14 protein-coding genes are annotated in these 16,872 nt (G+C 73.7%); 5 read left to right on the plus strand and 9 right to left on the minus strand.

What is annotated here, in order from left to right:
- Positions 1–19 precede the first annotated feature (19 nt).
- Complete coding sequence (locus ACZ4MU_RS29095) at positions 20–1,957, minus strand: AMP-binding protein (protein WP_467882347.1); 1,938 nt, start codon at positions 1,955–1,957, stop codon at positions 20–22.
- A 2-nt stretch (positions 1,958–1,959) separates the two neighbouring features.
- Entirely contained in the window at positions 1,960–3,129 is a 1,170-nt protein-coding gene (locus tag ACZ4MU_RS29100; RefSeq protein ID WP_467882188.1) for a thiolase family protein, read from the minus strand.
- Between the two features lie 164 nt (positions 3,130–3,293).
- On the opposite strand from ACZ4MU_RS29100, the gene ACZ4MU_RS29105 reads away from it, so the two are divergent.
- Positions 3,294–3,929, plus strand: coding sequence for a TetR/AcrR family transcriptional regulator (locus tag ACZ4MU_RS29105; protein WP_467882190.1), 636 nt, complete (start codon positions 3,294–3,296; stop codon positions 3,927–3,929).
- Between the two features lie 13 nt (positions 3,930–3,942).
- On the opposite strand, the gene ACZ4MU_RS29110 is transcribed toward ACZ4MU_RS29105, so the two are convergent.
- The 5 genes from ACZ4MU_RS29110 to ACZ4MU_RS29130 all read right to left on the minus strand — a co-directional run bounded on the left by ACZ4MU_RS29110 (position 3,943) and on the right by ACZ4MU_RS29130 (position 10,097).
- Positions 3,943–7,149: an amidohydrolase family protein gene (locus ACZ4MU_RS29110; protein WP_467882191.1), complete on the minus strand. Its 3,207-nt coding sequence runs from the start codon at positions 7,147–7,149 to the stop codon at positions 3,943–3,945.
- A gap of 67 nt (positions 7,150–7,216) precedes the next feature.
- On the minus strand, positions 7,217–7,588 hold the full coding sequence (locus tag ACZ4MU_RS29115; protein WP_406552481.1) for a toxin Doc: 372 nt from the start codon (positions 7,586–7,588) through the stop codon (positions 7,217–7,219).
- A gap of 2 nt (positions 7,589–7,590) precedes the next feature.
- The gene (locus tag ACZ4MU_RS29120; protein WP_467882192.1) at positions 7,591–7,839 is read right to left on the minus strand and encodes a hypothetical protein; all 249 of its coding nucleotides are present in this window, start codon (positions 7,837–7,839) and stop codon (positions 7,591–7,593) included.
- Positions 7,840–7,945: 106 nt separating this feature from the next.
- A complete protein-coding gene (locus ACZ4MU_RS29125; RefSeq protein ID WP_467882193.1) occupies positions 7,946–9,103 on the minus strand; it encodes a serine hydrolase domain-containing protein in 1,158 nt (385 codons plus the stop codon).
- 160 nt (positions 9,104–9,263) lie between these two features.
- Positions 9,264–10,097, minus strand: coding sequence for a helix-turn-helix domain-containing protein (locus ACZ4MU_RS29130; RefSeq protein WP_467882195.1), 834 nt, complete (start codon positions 10,095–10,097; stop codon positions 9,264–9,266).
- 442 nt (positions 10,098–10,539) lie between these two features.
- Between ACZ4MU_RS29130 and ACZ4MU_RS29135 the strand changes: the two genes are divergently transcribed.
- The 3 genes from ACZ4MU_RS29135 (at position 10,540) to ACZ4MU_RS29145 (ending at position 13,719) form a co-directional block, all read left to right on the plus strand.
- Positions 10,540–11,163, plus strand: a complete 624-nt coding sequence (locus ACZ4MU_RS29135) for a histidine phosphatase family protein (protein WP_467882197.1) — start codon at positions 10,540–10,542, stop codon at positions 11,161–11,163.
- A gap of 199 nt (positions 11,164–11,362) precedes the next feature.
- Complete coding sequence (locus ACZ4MU_RS29140) at positions 11,363–12,175, plus strand: SDR family NAD(P)-dependent oxidoreductase (protein WP_467882198.1); 813 nt, start codon at positions 11,363–11,365, stop codon at positions 12,173–12,175.
- Positions 12,176–12,615: 440 nt separating this feature from the next.
- A complete protein-coding gene (locus tag ACZ4MU_RS29145; RefSeq protein ID WP_467882200.1) occupies positions 12,616–13,719 on the plus strand; it encodes a sugar ABC transporter substrate-binding protein in 1,104 nt (367 codons plus the stop codon).
- Between the two features lie 114 nt (positions 13,720–13,833).
- Here ACZ4MU_RS29145 and ACZ4MU_RS29150 read toward each other — a convergent pair whose 3' ends face one another.
- Together ACZ4MU_RS29150 and ACZ4MU_RS29155 are read right to left on the minus strand one after the other, a co-directional pair.
- Positions 13,834–14,367, minus strand: coding sequence for a hypothetical protein (locus ACZ4MU_RS29150; RefSeq protein ID WP_467882202.1), 534 nt, complete (start codon positions 14,365–14,367; stop codon positions 13,834–13,836).
- Positions 14,368–14,805: 438 nt separating this feature from the next.
- Positions 14,806–15,174, minus strand: a complete 369-nt coding sequence (locus ACZ4MU_RS29155) for a VOC family protein (RefSeq protein WP_467882203.1) — start codon at positions 15,172–15,174, stop codon at positions 14,806–14,808.
- Between the two features lie 246 nt (positions 15,175–15,420).
- Here ACZ4MU_RS29155 and ACZ4MU_RS29160 point away from each other — a divergent pair, with 246 nt between their 5' ends.
- Positions 15,421–16,872, plus strand: a complete 1,452-nt coding sequence (locus tag ACZ4MU_RS29160) for a lipase maturation factor family protein (protein ID WP_467882204.1) — start codon at positions 15,421–15,423, stop codon at positions 16,870–16,872.

The raw sequence follows: 16,872 nt of genomic DNA on the forward strand, positions 1-16,872 counted from the left end.
CGGCCGGTCCGGTGTCTCCTCAGCCGTCGGCCGCCTCGTGGAGGGCGGCGCGCAGCGCCTGGAGGCTGTGCGGGTTGGCGAGGGTGGACAGGTCGCCGGGCGCGTCCCGGGTGGCGCAGTCGCGGATGAGGCGGCGCATGACCTTGCCGGTGCGGGTGCGCGGCAGTTCGGGCAGGGCGACCACCCTGCTCGGCCGGAAGGCGGGTCCGAGCGCCTCCGCCACGCGCCCCCGGATCCGCTCGGTCTCGGGCGCCGACAGCGTTCCGTACGCGGGCACCACGAAGCACCAGAGCGCCTCGCCCTTCACCGGGTGCGGCACCCCGACCGCCGCCGCCTCGGCCACGGCGGGGTCCTTCAGCACGGCCTCCTCGACCTCGTGGGGGCCGAGCCGTTTACCGGCCACCTTCATCACGTCGTCGAGGCGGCCGTGCACGAACCACTCCCCGGCGGAGCGGGACACCAGGTCGCCGTGGGACCAGCGGCCGGGTCTGCGGCCGAAGTAGGTGCGGGCGAAACGCTCGGGCGCGCGCCACAGCCCCCGGGTCATGCCCGGCCAGGACTGGCGCACCACCAGCTCGCCCGGCTCGCCCTCGCCCACTTCGGCGCCGTCCGCGTCCTCGATGGCCGCGTCGATGCCGAGACACGGCCCGGTGAAGCCGCACGGTGTCTGCGGGACGGTGGGCGCGGACGCCAGGAGCGAGCCGCCCACCTCCGTACCGCCGCTGATGTTGATCACGGGGCAGCGGCCGCCGCCGACCTCTTCGAAGTACCAGCGCCAGGCGTCCTCGGTCCAGGGCTCGCCGGTGGAGCCGAGGATGCGCAGCCGTGGCGCGGCGGGTCCCGGGGCGCCGGTGGCCATCAGGGCGCGCGCGAGGCTGGGCGAGCTGCCGAAGACGCTGACCCGGTGCTCCTCCAGGAGGCGCTGAAGGCGCTCCGGGCCGGGGTGGTCGACGGCACCCTCGTACGCGAGGACGCAGGCGCCCGCGAGGGTGCAGCCGATCACGACCAGCGCGAACATGACCCACCCCGGGTCGGTGACCCAGAACGCGACGTCGTCGGGGCGCACATCGAGGTTGTAGCGGACCTCGGAGCCGACCTGCGCGGGGAACCCGCCGTGGGTGTGGACGGCGCCCTTGGGGCGTCCGGTGGTGCCGGAGGTGTACAGCAGGAGGAAGGGCGCCCCGGCCGCCAGCGGGACGGTCTCGGCGGGCTCGGCCTCCGTCAGCGCCCGCCAGGTGGTGGTGGCCGCGGCGGGCGGCGGCGCGGTGCCGGGCGGCTCGTCGGCGACGACCACCAGGTGGGCCACGTCCGGGACCTTCTCCGCCGCGGCGCGGGCGACCGGCAGCATCTCGTACCGTTTCCCGCGCCGGGTGGTGGCCCCGGCCGTGACCAGCACCCGGGCCCCGGCGTCGGCGAGGCGCACCGCCAGGGCGTCGGTGCCGAAGCCGGAGAACATGGGGACGAGGACCGCGCCGATCCGGGCGCAGGCGAAGAGCAGCAGGAAGGCCTCGGGGCCGGGCGGCAGATATCCCGCCACCCGGTCCCCCTCCCCCACTCCCAGGCCGCGGAGTCCCGTCGCGACCCGGGCGCTGAGCCGCGCCGCCTCGCGGTAGCCGAGGCGGCCGCGCGTGCCGTCCTCACGCTCCCACCGCAGCGCGGCCGCGTCCGGGCGCCCGCGCCGCACCTGGCGTTCCAGACAGGAGTCGACGAGGTTGGTGCGCCCGCCGGGGAACCAGCGGGTGGCGGCGATCCCGCCGCGCCCGTCGCGGGCGCGCAGCGGTTCCTCGTGCCAGACGATGCCGATGTCCCGGGCGGCGGCCGTCCAGTACCACTCCGGGTCCGCGACCGAGCGGGCCTGCAGCGCCCGGTAGCCGTCCAGGCCGTGGGCCCGGCAGAACCGGGCGACGTTGCTGTGCTCGGTCAGCTCCCGGCCGGGATACCAGGCGTACTCGCCCATCGTCACGCCTCCGGGTTCTCGACTAGCGCGGCGATGCCCTGGCCGCCGCCGACGCAGAGCGCGACGACGGCGAACCGCCCGCCGGTGCGGCGCAGTTCGTGCGCGGCCTTGAGGAGCAGGATCGCGCCGGTCGCGCCGACCGGATGACCGAGCGCGATCGCCCCGCCGTTGGGGTTGACCCGCTCCGGGTCCAGCCCGAGGTCGTCGACCACGGCGAGGACCTGGGCGGCGAACGCCTCGTTGAGCTCCACCACCGCGATGTCCCCGGCGTCGAGCCCGGCGCGCCGCAGCAGCTTCCTGACGGCTCCGGCGGGCGCGAAGCCCATGATCTCCGGCTCCAGGGCGGTGACCACCACATCGCGCAGCCAGCACAGGGGCACGGCCCCCGCGCCCAGCTCCGCGCCGCGCGTCAGCACCACGGCGGCGGCCCCGTCGTTGATCCCGGCCGAGTTCCCGGCGGTGACCGTGCCTCCCGGGGTGAACGCGGGGTCGAGCCCGGCGAGGCGCTCCACGGTGGTGCCGGGGCGCGGGTGCTCGTCCTGTTCGACGGTGCCGTCCGGGGTGGGTACGGGAATGGTCTGCGCGGTGAACCGGCCCTCGGCCAGCGCCTCGGCGGCCCGCCGCTGACTGCGGGCGGCCCACTGGTCCTGCCGCGCCCGGGAGATGGCGAACCGCGCGGCCACCGCCTCCCCCGTGAGCCCCATCGGGCCCTGGGAGAACGGGTCGGTGACCAGCGAGAACGTGCCGTCGATCCGGGGCTCTCCGGGGAGTTCGCCGGGGGCGCGGTCGCCGTAGTCGAGCAGCGGCTGACGGGTCATCGACTCGTTGCCGCCGGCCACCATCACCTGAGCCTCGCCCAGCGCGAGCGTCTGGGCCGCGGACCAGACGGCCTGGAGGCCCGAGCCGCACAGCCGGTTGACGTTGTACGCGCGGACCCCTGTCGGCAGTCCGGCGGCCAGGGCCGCGCGCCGCGCGTTGAACGCGTCCGGCCCCACCTGCCCGACGCAGCCGAGGACGACCTCGTCGACACTGTCCGGATCGACGTCCGCGCGCAGCAGCGCCTCCCGGACGACCAGGGCGCCGAGCCGGTGCGCCGGGACGGACCGCAGCGCCCCTTTGAAGCGGCCCACGGGGGTGCGGGCCCCCTGGACGACGGCGATGTCGGACAGCATCGGATGTCCCCGCCCCTCTGGCCGGTCGAAGACCGCTGGTGGAGGTGGAGGGCCGCGCCCTCCCGACCGTACGGACGGAACGGAACCGTTCCGGCTCGTAGGCCGCGAACGTACACCCGCCATTCACGGAACGCAACCGTTCCGTTCCGTGCTAGTCTCCGATCATGGCCGCCACCCCTGACGACGACGGGCGCCGCGACGACGACGGGCGCCGCCCGCCCGCGGGCGCGGGGGTGCTGCGCGGGTCCGTGACCGAGACGATCCGCCGCGCGATGTTCGAGGAGCTGGCGGAGTCCGGGTACGCGCGGATGTCCATGGAGGCCGTGACCCGCCGCGCGGGTGTCGGCAAGGCCGCGCTCTACCGCCGCTGGCCGTCGAAGGAGACCATGGTCGTCGAACTCGTCTCGGAGGCGGCGGCCGCCCACATCCCGACGACCACCGACTCGGGGTCGCTCCACGGCGACGTCGAGCGGTTCCTCCGCGAGACCCTGCGCGCGCTGCGGCACCCGCTGGTGGGCCGGATCATCCCCGACCTGCTGGCCGAGTCGGCCCGCAGCGCCTCGCTCCACGAGGCGCTGCACCTGGCCGTCCTCGGGCCGCGCCGGGCGGCCGTCGCCACCCTCCTGGACCGCGCGGCGCTCCGCGGCGAACTGCCGCCCGGCACCGACACGGCCCTGGCCACCGACCTGTTCGGCGCGCCGCTGTACTTCCGCGTGCTGGCGGCGGGCGGCCCCACCGACGACGCCTACGTCACGCGGCTGACGCACGCCGTCGTGGCGGCGGTCGCCGCGAGCCGCTGACCGCCGGACGCGCTCACCCCGGCAGCGGTCCGGCCTCCATGTCGCAGCATCCGCCGCGCCGCATCAGCCGCCCCACCGACAGCCACGCCTCGTCGGCGTCGGCGTCCATGTGACGCTCCGGCGGATCGAAGGCGGCCACCAGCTCCTCGGTCTCGTACGGCATTCCGCCCCGCAGCACGGAGACGGTCCGCACCATCGCGTCGAAGTCCTCGAACGGATCGCCGTCCACCACCGTCAGATCGGCGATCTTCCCCTGTTCCACGGTGCCGAGGTGCCGTTCGACCCCGAAGAGCCGGGCCGGGAGCACGGTCGCGGTGCGCAGGGCCGCCGCCGGGGAGAGCCCGCCGCGGTGCAGCGCGCGCAGCCCCAGGTGCAGCGAGAGGCCCACGGGCACGATCGGCGCGTCCGTGCCGAGCGCGACCAGGCCGCCCGCCGCCAGCACCCTGCGGTAGACGTCCGTCTCGGTGCGCAGGGTGGCGAGCTGGGCCCCGGTCGGCGGCGCCGCCGCCGACTGCCGCACCGCCGCGGCGTCCCACGGCGGCATCACGACGGTGACCCGGGGATCCGCCGCGAGCCCGGGGTCGGCCCCGATGAGGGGCGCCGAGGTGAACGGGGTGGCGATGAGCGCGAAGTTCACCCCGCGCGCCGAGTAGATCTCCACCACGTCCTCGTAGGCGTGTCCCGACGCGGTGGTGGCGTGCCCGGACTCGGCGCGCTGGGTCGCCTGGAGATGGGTCGTCAGGTCCTGGCCCACTTGGACGCCGGGCGAGAGCAGATGACTTCCGGCGCGCACCCCGAGGCGTTCGTGGGCGAACCGTGCCGCCTCCTCCATCACCCAACCCGGCGCTCGGACATAGGTCTTGACGAAGTCCCAGTCGAGCGCGGCGGCCCGCTCCAGCGACCGCCGCAGCCCGTCCCGGGTGCGATGGGCGCGCCCCATGCTGTACGCCACCCGGGAGCCGTCGAGCAGCTCCCCCGTGGTCAGCAGCCGGGGCCCGGCGAGCTGCCCGGCGGCGACCGCCTCCCGGATCCGGGCCTGCTCGTGGGCGAACCCGCCCAGGGAGACGGCCGTGGTGATCCCGTAGGTGAGCTGGCCCACCGTCTGACGGCCGCCGTAGGTGCTCTGCCAGGGGTGCGTGTGGGTGTCCCACAGTCCGGGCACGACCGTACGCCGCGAAGCGTCGATCCGGCGCAGCGCGCCCCGGCCGCCGCGGTGCGGCTCGACGGAGGCGACGCGCCCGTCCCGTACGACGATGTCGACGTCGTCCCGGACCCGCTCGCCGGTGCCGTCCCACAGCCGCCCGGCGTGCACCACGGTGTCGGCGGGCGCGGGCCGGCGCGCCTCCAGCGGTACCCGCACGGTGCGCGCGGGCCCGCCGCCGACGCCGATGAGCCGCAGGCGCGAGCCGGACAGGTACAGCAGCGTCCTGGAGTCCCCCGACCAGGAGGGGTGGTCGGCGGGCTCGTCGGTGAGGGTGCGCGGCGGACCCTGCGGGGTGCCGTCGGGGGAGACGGGCAGCAGACACAGGGCGGATTCGACGATGACCGCCATCCAGCGCCCGTCCGGCGACCAGACGGGCCCCGAGTCGTACCGGTCGGAGACCGAGACGTGCGGCGCCACCGCGTGCAGACGGGCGGTGCCGGTCCCGGTGTCGACGACCCGGATGAGGTTGTAGCCCTCCCTGAAGCGCGCGTTGAGGCGGTTGCGGTCGCAGAACGCGAGATGGCGGCCGTCGGGCGACCAGCTGGGACGACCGGGCAGACCACCCCCGCCCAGGGGCGCGGCCAGGACGCGTTCGGTGCCGGAGGCGAGGTCGCGCAGGAGGAGACGGCCGGTCATGTCGAAGCAGGCGAGCCGTGTGCCGTCGGGCGAGAGCGCCGGGTGCACCCGGCCGCCCGTCGCCAGCGCGCTCTCCTCGCCGGTGGCCAGATCCCGGCGGTAGACGCCGAGCAGCCCGTCGCGGTCGTCGGTGTAGAGCAGCGCCGCTGCGTCCCGGGTCCAGACCGGGCCGAGCAGATAGCGCGTCGGCGCCGACGCGCGCAGCCGCCGGGGCGGCCGGCCCCCCGACGTGTCCGCCAGCCACAGCGTGTTGAGGGCGGCGAAGGCGATGTGGCGCCCGTCGGGCGAGAGCGCGGGCAGATGGACGCCCCGCACCGGGCGCACCCGGCCCTCGCCGAGGTCGTACTCCTTGACCCGGTACCGCGGCCGTTCCACGGGCAGCACGCCCTCGAACGGGATCGCCTCCGCCTCACCGGGCCGCTCCGGACGTACGAGGGTGAAGTGCCCGTCGACGGTCAGCAGGAGCTCCCCCGCCGCCGTCCAGCGCGGCGGCACCGGGGCGATGTCCCCGGCGACGGCCACCGGTTCGCCGTCCACGACGAGTACGCAGGAGCCGTTCGGCGCGGGCGTGGTGCGCAGATACGCGAGCCGGTGGCCGTCGGGCGCCGGCGCGGGGCACATGACCTGCGCGGCCGCGGTCTCCGTGTGGACGGTGCGGACGGGTCCGGTCCCCTCCGCCGCGACGGCGGCGATTGTCCGCGCCTCCACACCGAGGCCCAGCGCGGTGGTGACGACCTTGGCGCGCACGAACAGGACGCGTGTCCCGTCCGGCGACCAGGTGGGGTCGAAGTCCTCCCAGGCGCCGTCCTGGAGCGGACCGTCCTGGCCGGGGAGCCCGGTCAGCCGGGTGAGATGGCCGGTGCGCAGGTCCAGCACATGGACGCGGTAGGCGCTGCCCGCCACGGGGTCGCCCGCGCGCTCGGAGGCGAAGGCGATACGCGTCCCGTCGGGCGACCAGGCCGGCCCCCGGTCGTCCCACGGCCCGTCGGTGCGCCGGCGCACGTCCGAGCCGTCCGGCCGCATGGTCCACACGTGGTAACCGCCACCCTGATAGGCACAGAAGGCGATGAGCGAGCCGTCGGGCGAGTGGACGGGCCGCACCGGTTCGAGCCCGGCCGGGGTGAGCGGCACGGCCTCGCCGCCGTGCCGGGGCAGCGACCACAGCACGCTCTGGACCTCGGCGACCAGCCGGTCCCCGGCGGGCGACAGGCTCGCGGAACCGTTGGTGGCCGCGCTGAACGACAAGGAGGTCCCATGCCGTCCACGGGCCGCCGCGGGGACCGTCCCGACGGCGGTGACGGCCCCGGCCGCACCGGCCGCCGCGAGCAGTTGACGACGGGAGAGGGAGCTCGCGGCCGGGCCGACGGTGTCACGATCCATGCCCCCACACGCTGGCGCACCACGCTCCCCAGGGGCAACGGTGCCATTCCGGCCAAACGGGCGACGGTCAGATCCGCCAGGACCGTATCCGGTCGGCCGCGTCGTAGGCGTCGGTGTGGCCCGCGTCCATGTCGCGGGCGAGGTCGATGAGGGCGCCGTAGGGGGCGTCCAGCCCTTCGCCCGCCGCGTTCATGTACGCCACGACCACCGCCGCGCCGAAGAGCGCGTTGCGGGCGGGCAGCGGGCGCAGCCGGATGATCGCGTGCATCAGGGCCCCGGCGCGCCAGGAGTTGTCGACGGTCGCCTCCACCCGGGGGGTGTTGACGCGGTGGCGGCCGACGGCGGCCACCAGGCTGGAGAAGTCGTGGACCGTGGGCTGTTTGGGCAGCACTTCCGTCTGGCGTTCGAGCAGCCAGCGGATGTCGATGTGGAACTCCACCGTCAGGCGGCCCGCCCCGAGGTGTCTCCCCGCCCGGGGGCGTCGTCGGGGAAGGCCGCGTCGAAGGCGTCGCCCTGTTCGGCGATGAAGGAGCGGAAGACCTCGGCCGCGCCCTCCAGCCGTGGATCGCGCACCGCTTCGTACGCCGCCCGCGTGATGAGCGCGGTCACCGTCGACCCCTCCGCCGCCGCGCGCTCCTTCAGCAGCGCGTGCAGATGGTCGTCGACCCGGATCGTCACCGACTTGGACATGCTTCGACCGTACCGCAGGGCGTACGGCGCGGGACCGGCCCGTCAGAAACGGCCCCGGCGCCCTGGTGCCCGCCGGACAAGCCCGCCGACAAGCCCGGTACGGGGGTCAGCCGTTCGCCGCGTACCGCCAGAAGTCGTTCATGGCGTCGGGGAGCGGGCTGGGGCCGGCCAGTTCCAGCTGGGTGAGCAGGATCGTGGCCGTGCCGGTGGAGGGGACGATGTGCGAAGCCGTGCCGGTGCCGCCGACCCAGCCGTACCGGCCCGGCACGTTCCACGGCTCGTCCGGTGCGACGTCGACCGAGCCGCCGTAGCCCCAGCCCTGGCCGACCAGGAACAGCCGGCTCCCCTCGCGCTGGACCGGGGTGAGGTGATCGGTGGTCATCCGCCGTACGGCGGCGGGCGACAGGACGCGGCGGCCGTCGAGCGTCCCTGCGGCGAGCAGCATCCGGGCGAAGGCGTACACGTCGTCGACGGTCGAGACCAGGCCGCCCGCCCCGGAGGGGAACACGGGCGGGGCGCTCCACTGGCCGTCCTGGGCGTCGACCTGCTCCAGCCCGCCGCGCTCGGCGCTCCCGGCCCGGTAGTAGCCGGTGAAGCGGCCCAGGTCGGCGGGCGGGACCGCGAAGCCGGTGTCGGTCATGCCCAGGGGCTCGAAGATCCGCTCGGCCAGGAAGTCGGACAGCGGGAGCCCGCTGACCCGGGCGGCCAGGACGCCCTGGATGTCCGAGCACGCGTTGTACAGCCAGGCCTCGCCCGGCTGGCGCAGCAGCGGGATGCGGCCGAGCGCCGCCATCCACGCGTCCGGGGCCGCCACCTCCTGCGGCTGCGGGGGTCCTTGCAGCAGCTCGGTGAAGAGCGGGGCGACCGCCGGGAGCGAGAAGTCGTCCGGGAAGCCGTAGCCCGCGCGGAAGGTGAGCAGGTCCTCCACCGTGATGGGACGGGCGGCCGGGACAAGGTCGTCCAGGGGGCTCTCGGGCGTGCGCACCACGCTCGGGGACGCCAGCTCCGGCAGCCACCGCGCCACCGGCGAGTCCAGCGCGATCCGGCCCTCGTCGACCAGCGTCATCACCCCGGCCGCCATGATCGGCTTGGTCAGTGAGGCGATACGGAAGATCGAGTCCCGGGCCATGGGGGTGCCGCCCTGGGCGGCGGTGAACCCGACGGCCGCCACCTCCACCTCCTCACCCCGCGCCACCAGGGCCACGGCCCCGGGCGCGCGCCCGTCGCCCACGTGCTTGCCGAGGATGTCGTGCAGCTCGCTCATCGGTTCGTCCGCCTTCACAAGTCGGTGCCGGGCATTCGGGAGTAGGACCGCCCGTGGCTCCGAAACTCATCGCCTCTCGCGGCGGGCGTAGGCGGTACGGGCGAAGGTGAGGGGCGCCGCCCGGCCGGGCGGCGCCCCTCGGCCGTCGAGGACGGGAGGATCAGCGGTTGAATACGCTGGTGCGGCTCCCTTCGACGACCGCCGTGCCGTCGAGCGGGGCCTGGTTGGCGAGTCCGCACAGCTGCGCGGGCGTCAGGCCCGCCAGCGCCTTGAAGTCGCGGTTCAGATGCGCCTGGTCGTAGTAGCCGCACGCCGCCGCGAGTTCGGCGAGCGACCCGTGTGAGCCGTACGGGAGTGTCAGCGCCCGCTGGAACCGCAGGATCCGGGCGACCGACTGCAACGGCAGGCCGATCTGTTCCCGGAAGAGCACCTGGAGCCGGCGCCCGCCGCGGCCGGTGGCCCCGGCGAGTTCACCCAGCGTCATCCCGCCGTGGCGGGCGCTCAGCCTGCTCCAGGCCTCGGCGACCACCGGCGACGGCTCGGGCCCGTCGGCCAGCAGGCTCGCCAGGGCGTCGTCGAGGAGCGCCCAGCGCGCCTCCCAGTCGGGGGCCGCGGCCAGCCGTTCGGTCAGCCGCTCCGTCCATCTGCGGCCCAGCAGCTCATCGGGATGGACGGTCTCGTTGGCCAGCTGGTGCATGGATATGCCCAGGCACATATAAGCGCCGAGCGGCGTGAAGTCCACCTCGACGGCCTGTCCCGAGCCCTGGTAGCCGCCGAAGACGGGTGAGGTCCGCAGACCTCCGACCAGCGAGTACCACGCGTTGCCCGAACCGCCCTCGGCGGCGTCGAACAGGTGCAGCGGGTCGCCCCAGCCGACGATCAGCGTCACCGTGGCGGCGGGCAGCGTCAGCCGCGCGGGCATTCCTCCCGGTGTGCGCCGGCCCCGGTACTTGACCACCTGGCCCCGCAGCCAGTCGGGCGCGGCTCGTTCCACACTCTCCCCTCGGTCTTCGGTAATCAAGGATGCTTTGGCCTCCACCTGCAACCCTCTCCTCACCATGCGCGTGTTCCGCCGACCGGAATCCGGCAAGGCAGTGCGCCTTCTTACAAGACCAGCGGTCGGCCTCGGCAGCAGTCTGGGACGGCACAGGCGGTGAAGGCCAGGAACGGACGGTCCCCTGGCCGAATATCGGCCATTGCCCGAGGCCGGGCGCACGTGCCACCGGTCTACGGCCGGCCGGGCGGCGGTACGGATGGCCCGGCGGGGCCGGCGCGGGCCGGTCCGTCTCCCTGTTGCCACCCGCCCACGGGGGTGGCGGGTGGCAACAGGAAGACGGACCGCGCCACGGGAACCGCGTGGCCGGTCCACGGCGTCCCCTGCGGCATCCGGACGATCGCTGTCCGGATCACTGCCTGCCGCACGAAGGACGTCCCCCATGGCCGCTTCGGCTGACCGCTACCTCTACCTCGCCCGCCACGGCGAGGCCCTGCCCGACGAGAGCGGCCTGACGGAGAGCGGGCGGCGCCAGGCCGTCCTGCTCGGCCGGCGGCTCAGGGACAGCCCGCTCGCCGCGGTGCTGCACAGTCCGCTCGCCCGGGCCGCACAGACCGCGGCCCTCATCCACGGCGAGCTCGACGGCGTCCCCATGGAGTCCTCGGAGCTCGCCGGGGACTACGTCCCGTACATGCCCCGCAAGGAGGAGCTGCCGCCCCGGTGGGCCGATTCGATGCTGGCGAGGCTGGCCCAGTACCCGGCCGGGATGCGCGAGCGGGGGCGCCGGCTGGCGCCCGCCGCGCTGGAGCGGTTCGCGGGGCCCGTCGAGGGTGACGAGCCGCGCCACGAACTCGTCGTCACCCACAACTTCCTCATCGGCTGGCTCGTCCGGGCCGCCCTCGACGGCCCCGACTGGCGCTGGCAGGGCCTCAACCACGCCAACGCGGCGCTGACGGTGATCCGTTACGCGGCCGACCGCCCCGCCTCCGTCGTCTTCTTCAACGACATGGGCCATCTGCCCGAGGAGCTGCGCTGGACCGGCTTCCCCCCGGAGTTCCGCGTCTGAGCGACGGGGGCACGCCTCCGGCGGAGCGGGCAACCGCCCGCGCCGCACAGGCGTGGTGGGCGCGGATGGCCGGATTTGCGGCGGCGGTGGGCCGGTGCTGTCTGCCTATGATCGTTTCGGAGTTCCGGGCGCGGTCGACGATCCAGGTGACCGGGTCACCGGCCCGGCGACCGCACACGACCACGGAGGCTGAACCGGCATGACCGAGCGACAGGTTGTCATCGTCACCGGGGGTGGGACGGGCATCGGCGCCGCCACCGCCCGGCTGCTGGCGGCATCCGGACACCGGGTGGTCGTCGCCGGGCGCCGCCCCGAGCCGCTGCGCGAGATCGCCGAGGAGACCGGCGCCCTGGCCCACCCCTGCGACATCGGCGACCCCGAGGCCGTGCAGGGCCTGGTGGACGCCACGGTCGCCGCCCACGGCCGGCTCGACGGTCTGGTCCTCAACGCCGGAACCGGGCGCAGCGGAGCCGTCGGTGAGACCTCCGTGGCGGACTGGGAGCTGGTGATGCGCACCAACCTCACCGGCCCCTTCCTGCTGCTGCGCAGCGCGCTGCCGCATCTCGTCGGGGCCCGCGGCTCCGTCGTCGCGGTCGCCTCGGTGTCCGCGCTGCGCAACGGGGTGGGCAACGCCGCCTACGCCACGTCGAAGGCCGCGCTGCTCCAGCTCTGCCGCTCGCTGGCGGTCGACTACGGGGCGCTGGGGCTGCGGGCCAACACCGTGTGCCCGAGCTGGGTGCGTACGGAGATGGCCGACCGGCGTATGGCGCGGTTCGCCGAGGAGGCGGGCCTCGCGGACGTGGACGAGGCGTACGAGACGGCGACGCGGCTGCTGCCCGTCCAGCGCCCGGGCGAGCCGCGGGAGGTCGCCGAGGCCATCGCGTGGCTGCTCTCCCCCGCCGCGTCGTTCGTCAACGGCGCGACGCTCACCATCGACGGCGGGGCGACGGCACTGGACCCGGGGACCGTGCCCTTCGGCTACCGCGTCGAACGGCGCGGCGGGGCGACCTGACGGACGGGGCCGGTCCGCCGCCCCGGATCGCACGCCACTGACCGGTTCCGGGATTCGGAGAATGCGTCGGCATTCCTTTGCGTTCAACAAATGAACGAATAGGCGACATATAGCGCGGGTGGAGTATATTTCCTGAAGCTTCGCGCCTTACGTGGACCACTCGGGGTCATTTCATGATCACCAACCCGCTGAGCTGCGGAACCGCCATTCCCCCGCAGGTCGAATTGACGAACCATCAGGAATGTTCCGGACAAGCAAAACGCTCCTGAAAGACCGTTTCACCCCATATTGCGGGGCAGATTAAGCCCGTCCGGCCCGTATCCGAAAATTCCGTTGTCATCTCGTTAAGGGCTAACTTCTTGACGGCATCGCCAAGGCAGGGTTGGCTTCCAGCCACCTCGGCCGAATTTATGCGGCCATGTCAGGGAGGTTGTTTTTCAGTGAGCACGCGTACCGGTCGTGGAGCGATGACAGCAGGTGTCATCGCGATGGCCGTCACCCTCGCCGCATGCGGCGGTGGGAGCAAGTCCGGTGGATCCGGCGACGCATCCAGGAAGAAGGACCTCAAGATAGGTCTGCTGCTGCCGGAGAAGCAGGCTGCTCGCTACGAGAAGTCCGACAAGCCGCTGATCGAGAAGATGGTCGGCGAGCTGACCAGCGGCAAGGGCCAGGTCGTCTACGCGAACGCGGAACAGGACGCGGCCCGGCAGAACCAGCAGGTCGACGCGATGATCGCCAAAAAGGTCGACGCACTCATCATCGACGCCGTGGACTCCAAGGCCATCGGCGGTGCGGTGCAGCGGGCCAAGGACGCGGGCATCCCCGTCGTCGCCTTCGACCGGCTCGCCGAGGGCCCCGTGGACGCCTATGTCTCGTTCGACAACGAGGACGTCGGCCATGTGCAGGCCAGGGCGCTGCTGGACACCCTGGGCACGAAGGCCAAGGACGGCCAGATCGTGATGATGAACGGTGCCCGCACCGACCCGAACGCCGCCCAGTTCAAGAAGGGCGCGCACGCCGAGCTCGACGGCAAGGTGAACATCGGCAAGGAGTACGACACCAAGGAGTGGAAGCCGGAGAACGCCGCCGCGAACATGCGCAGCGCGATCGCGGCGCTGGGCAAGACCAAGATCATCGGTGTCTACTCCGCCAACGACGGCATGGCCGGCGGCATCATCAGCGCCCTCAAGGACGCGGGCGTCACCAAGCTGCCGCCCGTCACCGGCCAGGACACCGAGCTTGCGGGAGTCCAGCGCATCGTCGCGGGCGAGCAGTACATGAGCGTTTACAAGTCGTACGCGGAGGAGAGCCCGATCGCCGCGCAGATGGCGGTCGCGCTGGCCAAGAAGCAGAGCCTCATCTCCATCGCCAACTCCAAGACCGACAGCCCGACCAAGGGCGACATCCCCACCGCGCTCGTCCCGGTCGTCGCCGTGATCAAGGAGAACATCCGCTCCACCGTCGTCAGCGACGGCCTCTACACGATCGACGAGATCTGCACGCCCAAGTACAAGGCCGCGTGCAAGTCCGCCGGACTGCAGTGACGGCCGCGCGCCAGTAGCGCGCGCACCCCGACCGTGAAGACCTCTGCCCGGCCCGCGTGACGCGGGCCGGGCAGAGGTCTTCGTGTGTGCCGACGGAACGGGCCTGCGGGCCGCTCAGCCGTCGTAGGCGGCCTTCGGCGGGCGGCGCAGCCGGGGCTCCGGGCGCGCGGCCCCCGATGCGCACGGCTCGAACCCGAAGGGCGCCAGGAGCTCGGCCTGGAAGGACGCGGGGGCGGTGGCGTAGGCCGGAAGGGACGCGCCGTCCACGATGCGCAGGACCGGGTCCAGGACGACCTCCAGGGCCGCCGGATGGGCGGTCGGGGCGATGCCCACGGCCGCGAGCAGCCAGTGGTCCTCCTCGCCCGGTATCCGTCCGTCGTGGTCACGCGCGGGCATCAGCGCAGGCCGCAGCCCGTGCAGCCGCAGGAGGGCTCTGTGCTCCTCCTCGTCGATGGAGACACCCGGCGGGATCCACACCGCGGCCGCCTCGGGCGCCCCCGACCCCGACTCGGCGACCCACACCTTGCCGGTCTCCAGGCCGAAGTGCGCGAGGATGAGCCGGAGTTGGGCCTGTGACGCCGAGACGAGAGCGGCGGTCTCGGGCGGCAGCCCGTGGTCGCCGGAGAGCAGGCGGACTATCGCGTTCACATCCTGCAGGGATGCACGCCGAGCGCTGACCCTGTGCGCAAAGGTGAGGGCCATAAGCCGTGCCTTTCGCTGTGGTGCGTGAGGACGACTGTGGCCTCGCGCACCTCTTTGGCTTCTCTTTACCGAGGCTACCCGCCCAAGGGTAAGGGCATCGTATGAATCCGGGACCCCTCGTCCGGCTGAGATTTGTGCGCCGGAGGAGGCGCCCGGGGCGCGCGATGCCGTCCGGGCGCCGTCACGCGGCACCCCGAATCCGTCGGGCCGGGGCGGGCGGCCGCGCTTGCGTTCCTCCTCGCGTACGGTCCTGACCTGCGGCAACGGGCGGCTCGGAGGCCGATGGCGGTCGAGGTACGCGCCCGGCCTCGGCGGACGCCCTCCTCACCCCGGGGGCTCGGCGGGCGTCTCGGGGCCCGGCTCGCCCGACAGGCCGGGCTCGGCTCAGAGGCCGGGCTCGGCTTCGAGGCTGTGGGCGACCGGGTGGCGGGGTTCGTAGAAGGCGAGCTCCGCCCCGCTGGGCAGGCGGACCGCCGCGATCCGGCCCCAGGGCTGGTCGGTGACGGGGCGCGTGATCGCCACCCCCTTGGCGAGGAAGTCCCGCACCTGGGCGGTGATGTCGTCGCACATCAGATACAGCTCGTGCCTGGGCTCGTCCGTGGTGGGGTGGACGGCCAGCTCGGCGGGCGGGAGCCGGAAGATCAGCCAGCCCTGGCCCGCGTCCACCCCGGGGAAGCCGAGCACGTCCCGGATGAAGGCCCGGTCGGCGTCGGCGTCCGTGCTGTAGAAGATGGCGTGCGCGCCACTGAACATGCTGCCCTCGCTTCGTCGTTCTTCCGCACCGGCTCGTCCCCGGCATCCTCGCAGCCGGGCCGCGGGCCCCCGTCGCCACGCGTGACCCGGCCGGACCCTACCCGCTCCGGGGGCGGCCGGAGTGGAGCGCCGCTGGAGCGCGGACGGGATGGCCCGCCCCGGCCCGCCGTTCCGCCTGCGAGCGGCCCTCCACCCCGGCGCCCCGCCCCGCAGGCCACTCGGGTCACCCAGCGTCACAATGAGACCGTGGAGTGGTTCGTCGCACCCGACTACTGGCTGAGCCGGCTGGTCTTCCAGCGGATGCTCGCCGCGATCTACCTCGTCGCGTTCCTGGGCGCGGCCCTGCAGTTCCGGGCGCTGATCGGCGAGCGCGGCATGCTCCCGGTGCCCCGTCACGTCGAGCGGGTCCCGTTCCGGCGGGCCCCCAGCGTCTTCCACTTCCGCTACTCCGACCGGTTCTTCGCGGCCTGGGCGTGGGCGGGTGTCCTGGTCTCCGCGGGGCTGCTGGCGGGGGTCGACGGCCGGGTTCCGCTGTGGGGCGCGATGCTGCTGTGGCTGCTGCCCTGGGCGCTGTACCTGTCGATCGTGAACGTGGGCCAGACGTGGTACGCCTTCGGCTGGGAGTCGCTGCTCCTGGAGGTCGGCTTCCTCGCCGTGTTCCTCGGCAACGACGACGTCGCGCCCCCGGTCGTCGTGCTGTTCCTGATGCGCTGGGTGCTGTTCCGCGTGGAGTTCGGGGCCGGGCTCATCAAGATGCGCGGCGACGAGTGCTGGCGCAGGCTGACCTGTCTGGACTACCACCACGAGACCCAGCCCATGCCGGGCCCGCTGAGCTGGTTCTTCCACCACCTGCCGAAGCCCGTGCACCGGGTGGAGGTCGCCGCCAACCACATCACCCAACTGGCCGTGCCCCTGCTGCTCTTCACCCCGCGGCCCCTCGCGACGGCAGCCGCCTCGCTGATGATCCTCACCCAGCTGTGGCTGATCCTGTCGGGCAACTTCTCCTGGCTGAACTGGACGACGGTCGCCCTGGCCGTCACCGCCGTCGACTTCTCCGGCCTCACCGGCTCCCGGCGCTTCGCGGCCGTCCCGCTCTGGTACGAGGTGGTCGTCCTGGCGGTGGCCGCGGGCCTGCTCGCCCTGAGCTACCGCCCGGCCCGCAACCTGTTCTCGCGCCGCCAGGTCATGAACCGCTCCTTCGACCCGCTGCACCTGGTCAACACCTACGGCGCGTTCGGCAGTGTCAGCCGGCTGCGGCTGGAGGTCGTCATCGAGGGCACGGCGGACCCGCTGGCGCACCACGAATCCGACTGGCGGGCCTATGAGTTCCGGGGCAAGCCCGGGGACCTCGGGCACTGGCCGCGCCAGTTCGCGCCGTACCATCTGCGGCTGGACTGGCTGATGTGGTTCGCCGGTCTCTCCCCGGGTTACGCGCGGCCGTGGTTCGGCCCCCTGGTGGAGCGCCTCCTGGACAACGACCGCGACACCCTGCGCCTGCTCCGGCGCTCCCCGTTCCCGCCCGACAGCCCGCCCCGCTACATCCGCGCACGGCTGTTCCGCTACCAGTACACGACGTGGCGCGAGCTGCGGGCGACGGGGGCGTGCTGGAAGCGGACGTACGTACGCGACTTCCTGCCGCCGACGCGCCTCGGGGCGGCGCGGGGCACGACGGGGGGCGGGAGCGGGCGGTCGGAGTGA

Source organism: Streptomyces sp. NPDC026377, assembly GCF_055567715.1.

Excerpts from the sequence above, each read along its gene's own strand:
- ACZ4MU_RS29095 (WP_467882347.1), bottom strand. The coding sequence starts at position 1,957 with ATGGGCGAGTACGCCTGGTATCCCGGCCGGGAGCTGACCGAGCACAGC.
- ACZ4MU_RS29100 (WP_467882188.1), bottom strand. The coding sequence starts at position 3,129 with ATGCTGTCCGACATCGCCGTCGTCCAGGGGGCCCGCACCCCCGTGGGC.
- ACZ4MU_RS29105 (WP_467882190.1), top strand. The coding sequence starts at position 3,294 with ATGGCCGCCACCCCTGACGACGACGGGCGCCGCGACGACGACGGGCGC.
- ACZ4MU_RS29110 (WP_467882191.1), bottom strand. The coding sequence starts at position 7,149 with ATGGATCGTGACACCGTCGGCCCGGCCGCGAGCTCCCTCTCCCGTCGT.
- ACZ4MU_RS29120 (WP_467882192.1), bottom strand. The coding sequence starts at position 7,839 with ATGTCCAAGTCGGTGACGATCCGGGTCGACGACCATCTGCACGCGCTG.
- ACZ4MU_RS29125 (WP_467882193.1), bottom strand. The coding sequence starts at position 9,103 with ATGAGCGAGCTGCACGACATCCTCGGCAAGCACGTGGGCGACGGGCGC.
- ACZ4MU_RS29135 (WP_467882197.1), top strand. The coding sequence starts at position 10,540 with ATGGCCGCTTCGGCTGACCGCTACCTCTACCTCGCCCGCCACGGCGAG.
- ACZ4MU_RS29140 (WP_467882198.1), top strand. The coding sequence starts at position 11,363 with ATGACCGAGCGACAGGTTGTCATCGTCACCGGGGGTGGGACGGGCATC.
- ACZ4MU_RS29155 (WP_467882203.1), bottom strand. The coding sequence starts at position 15,174 with ATGTTCAGTGGCGCGCACGCCATCTTCTACAGCACGGACGCCGACGCC.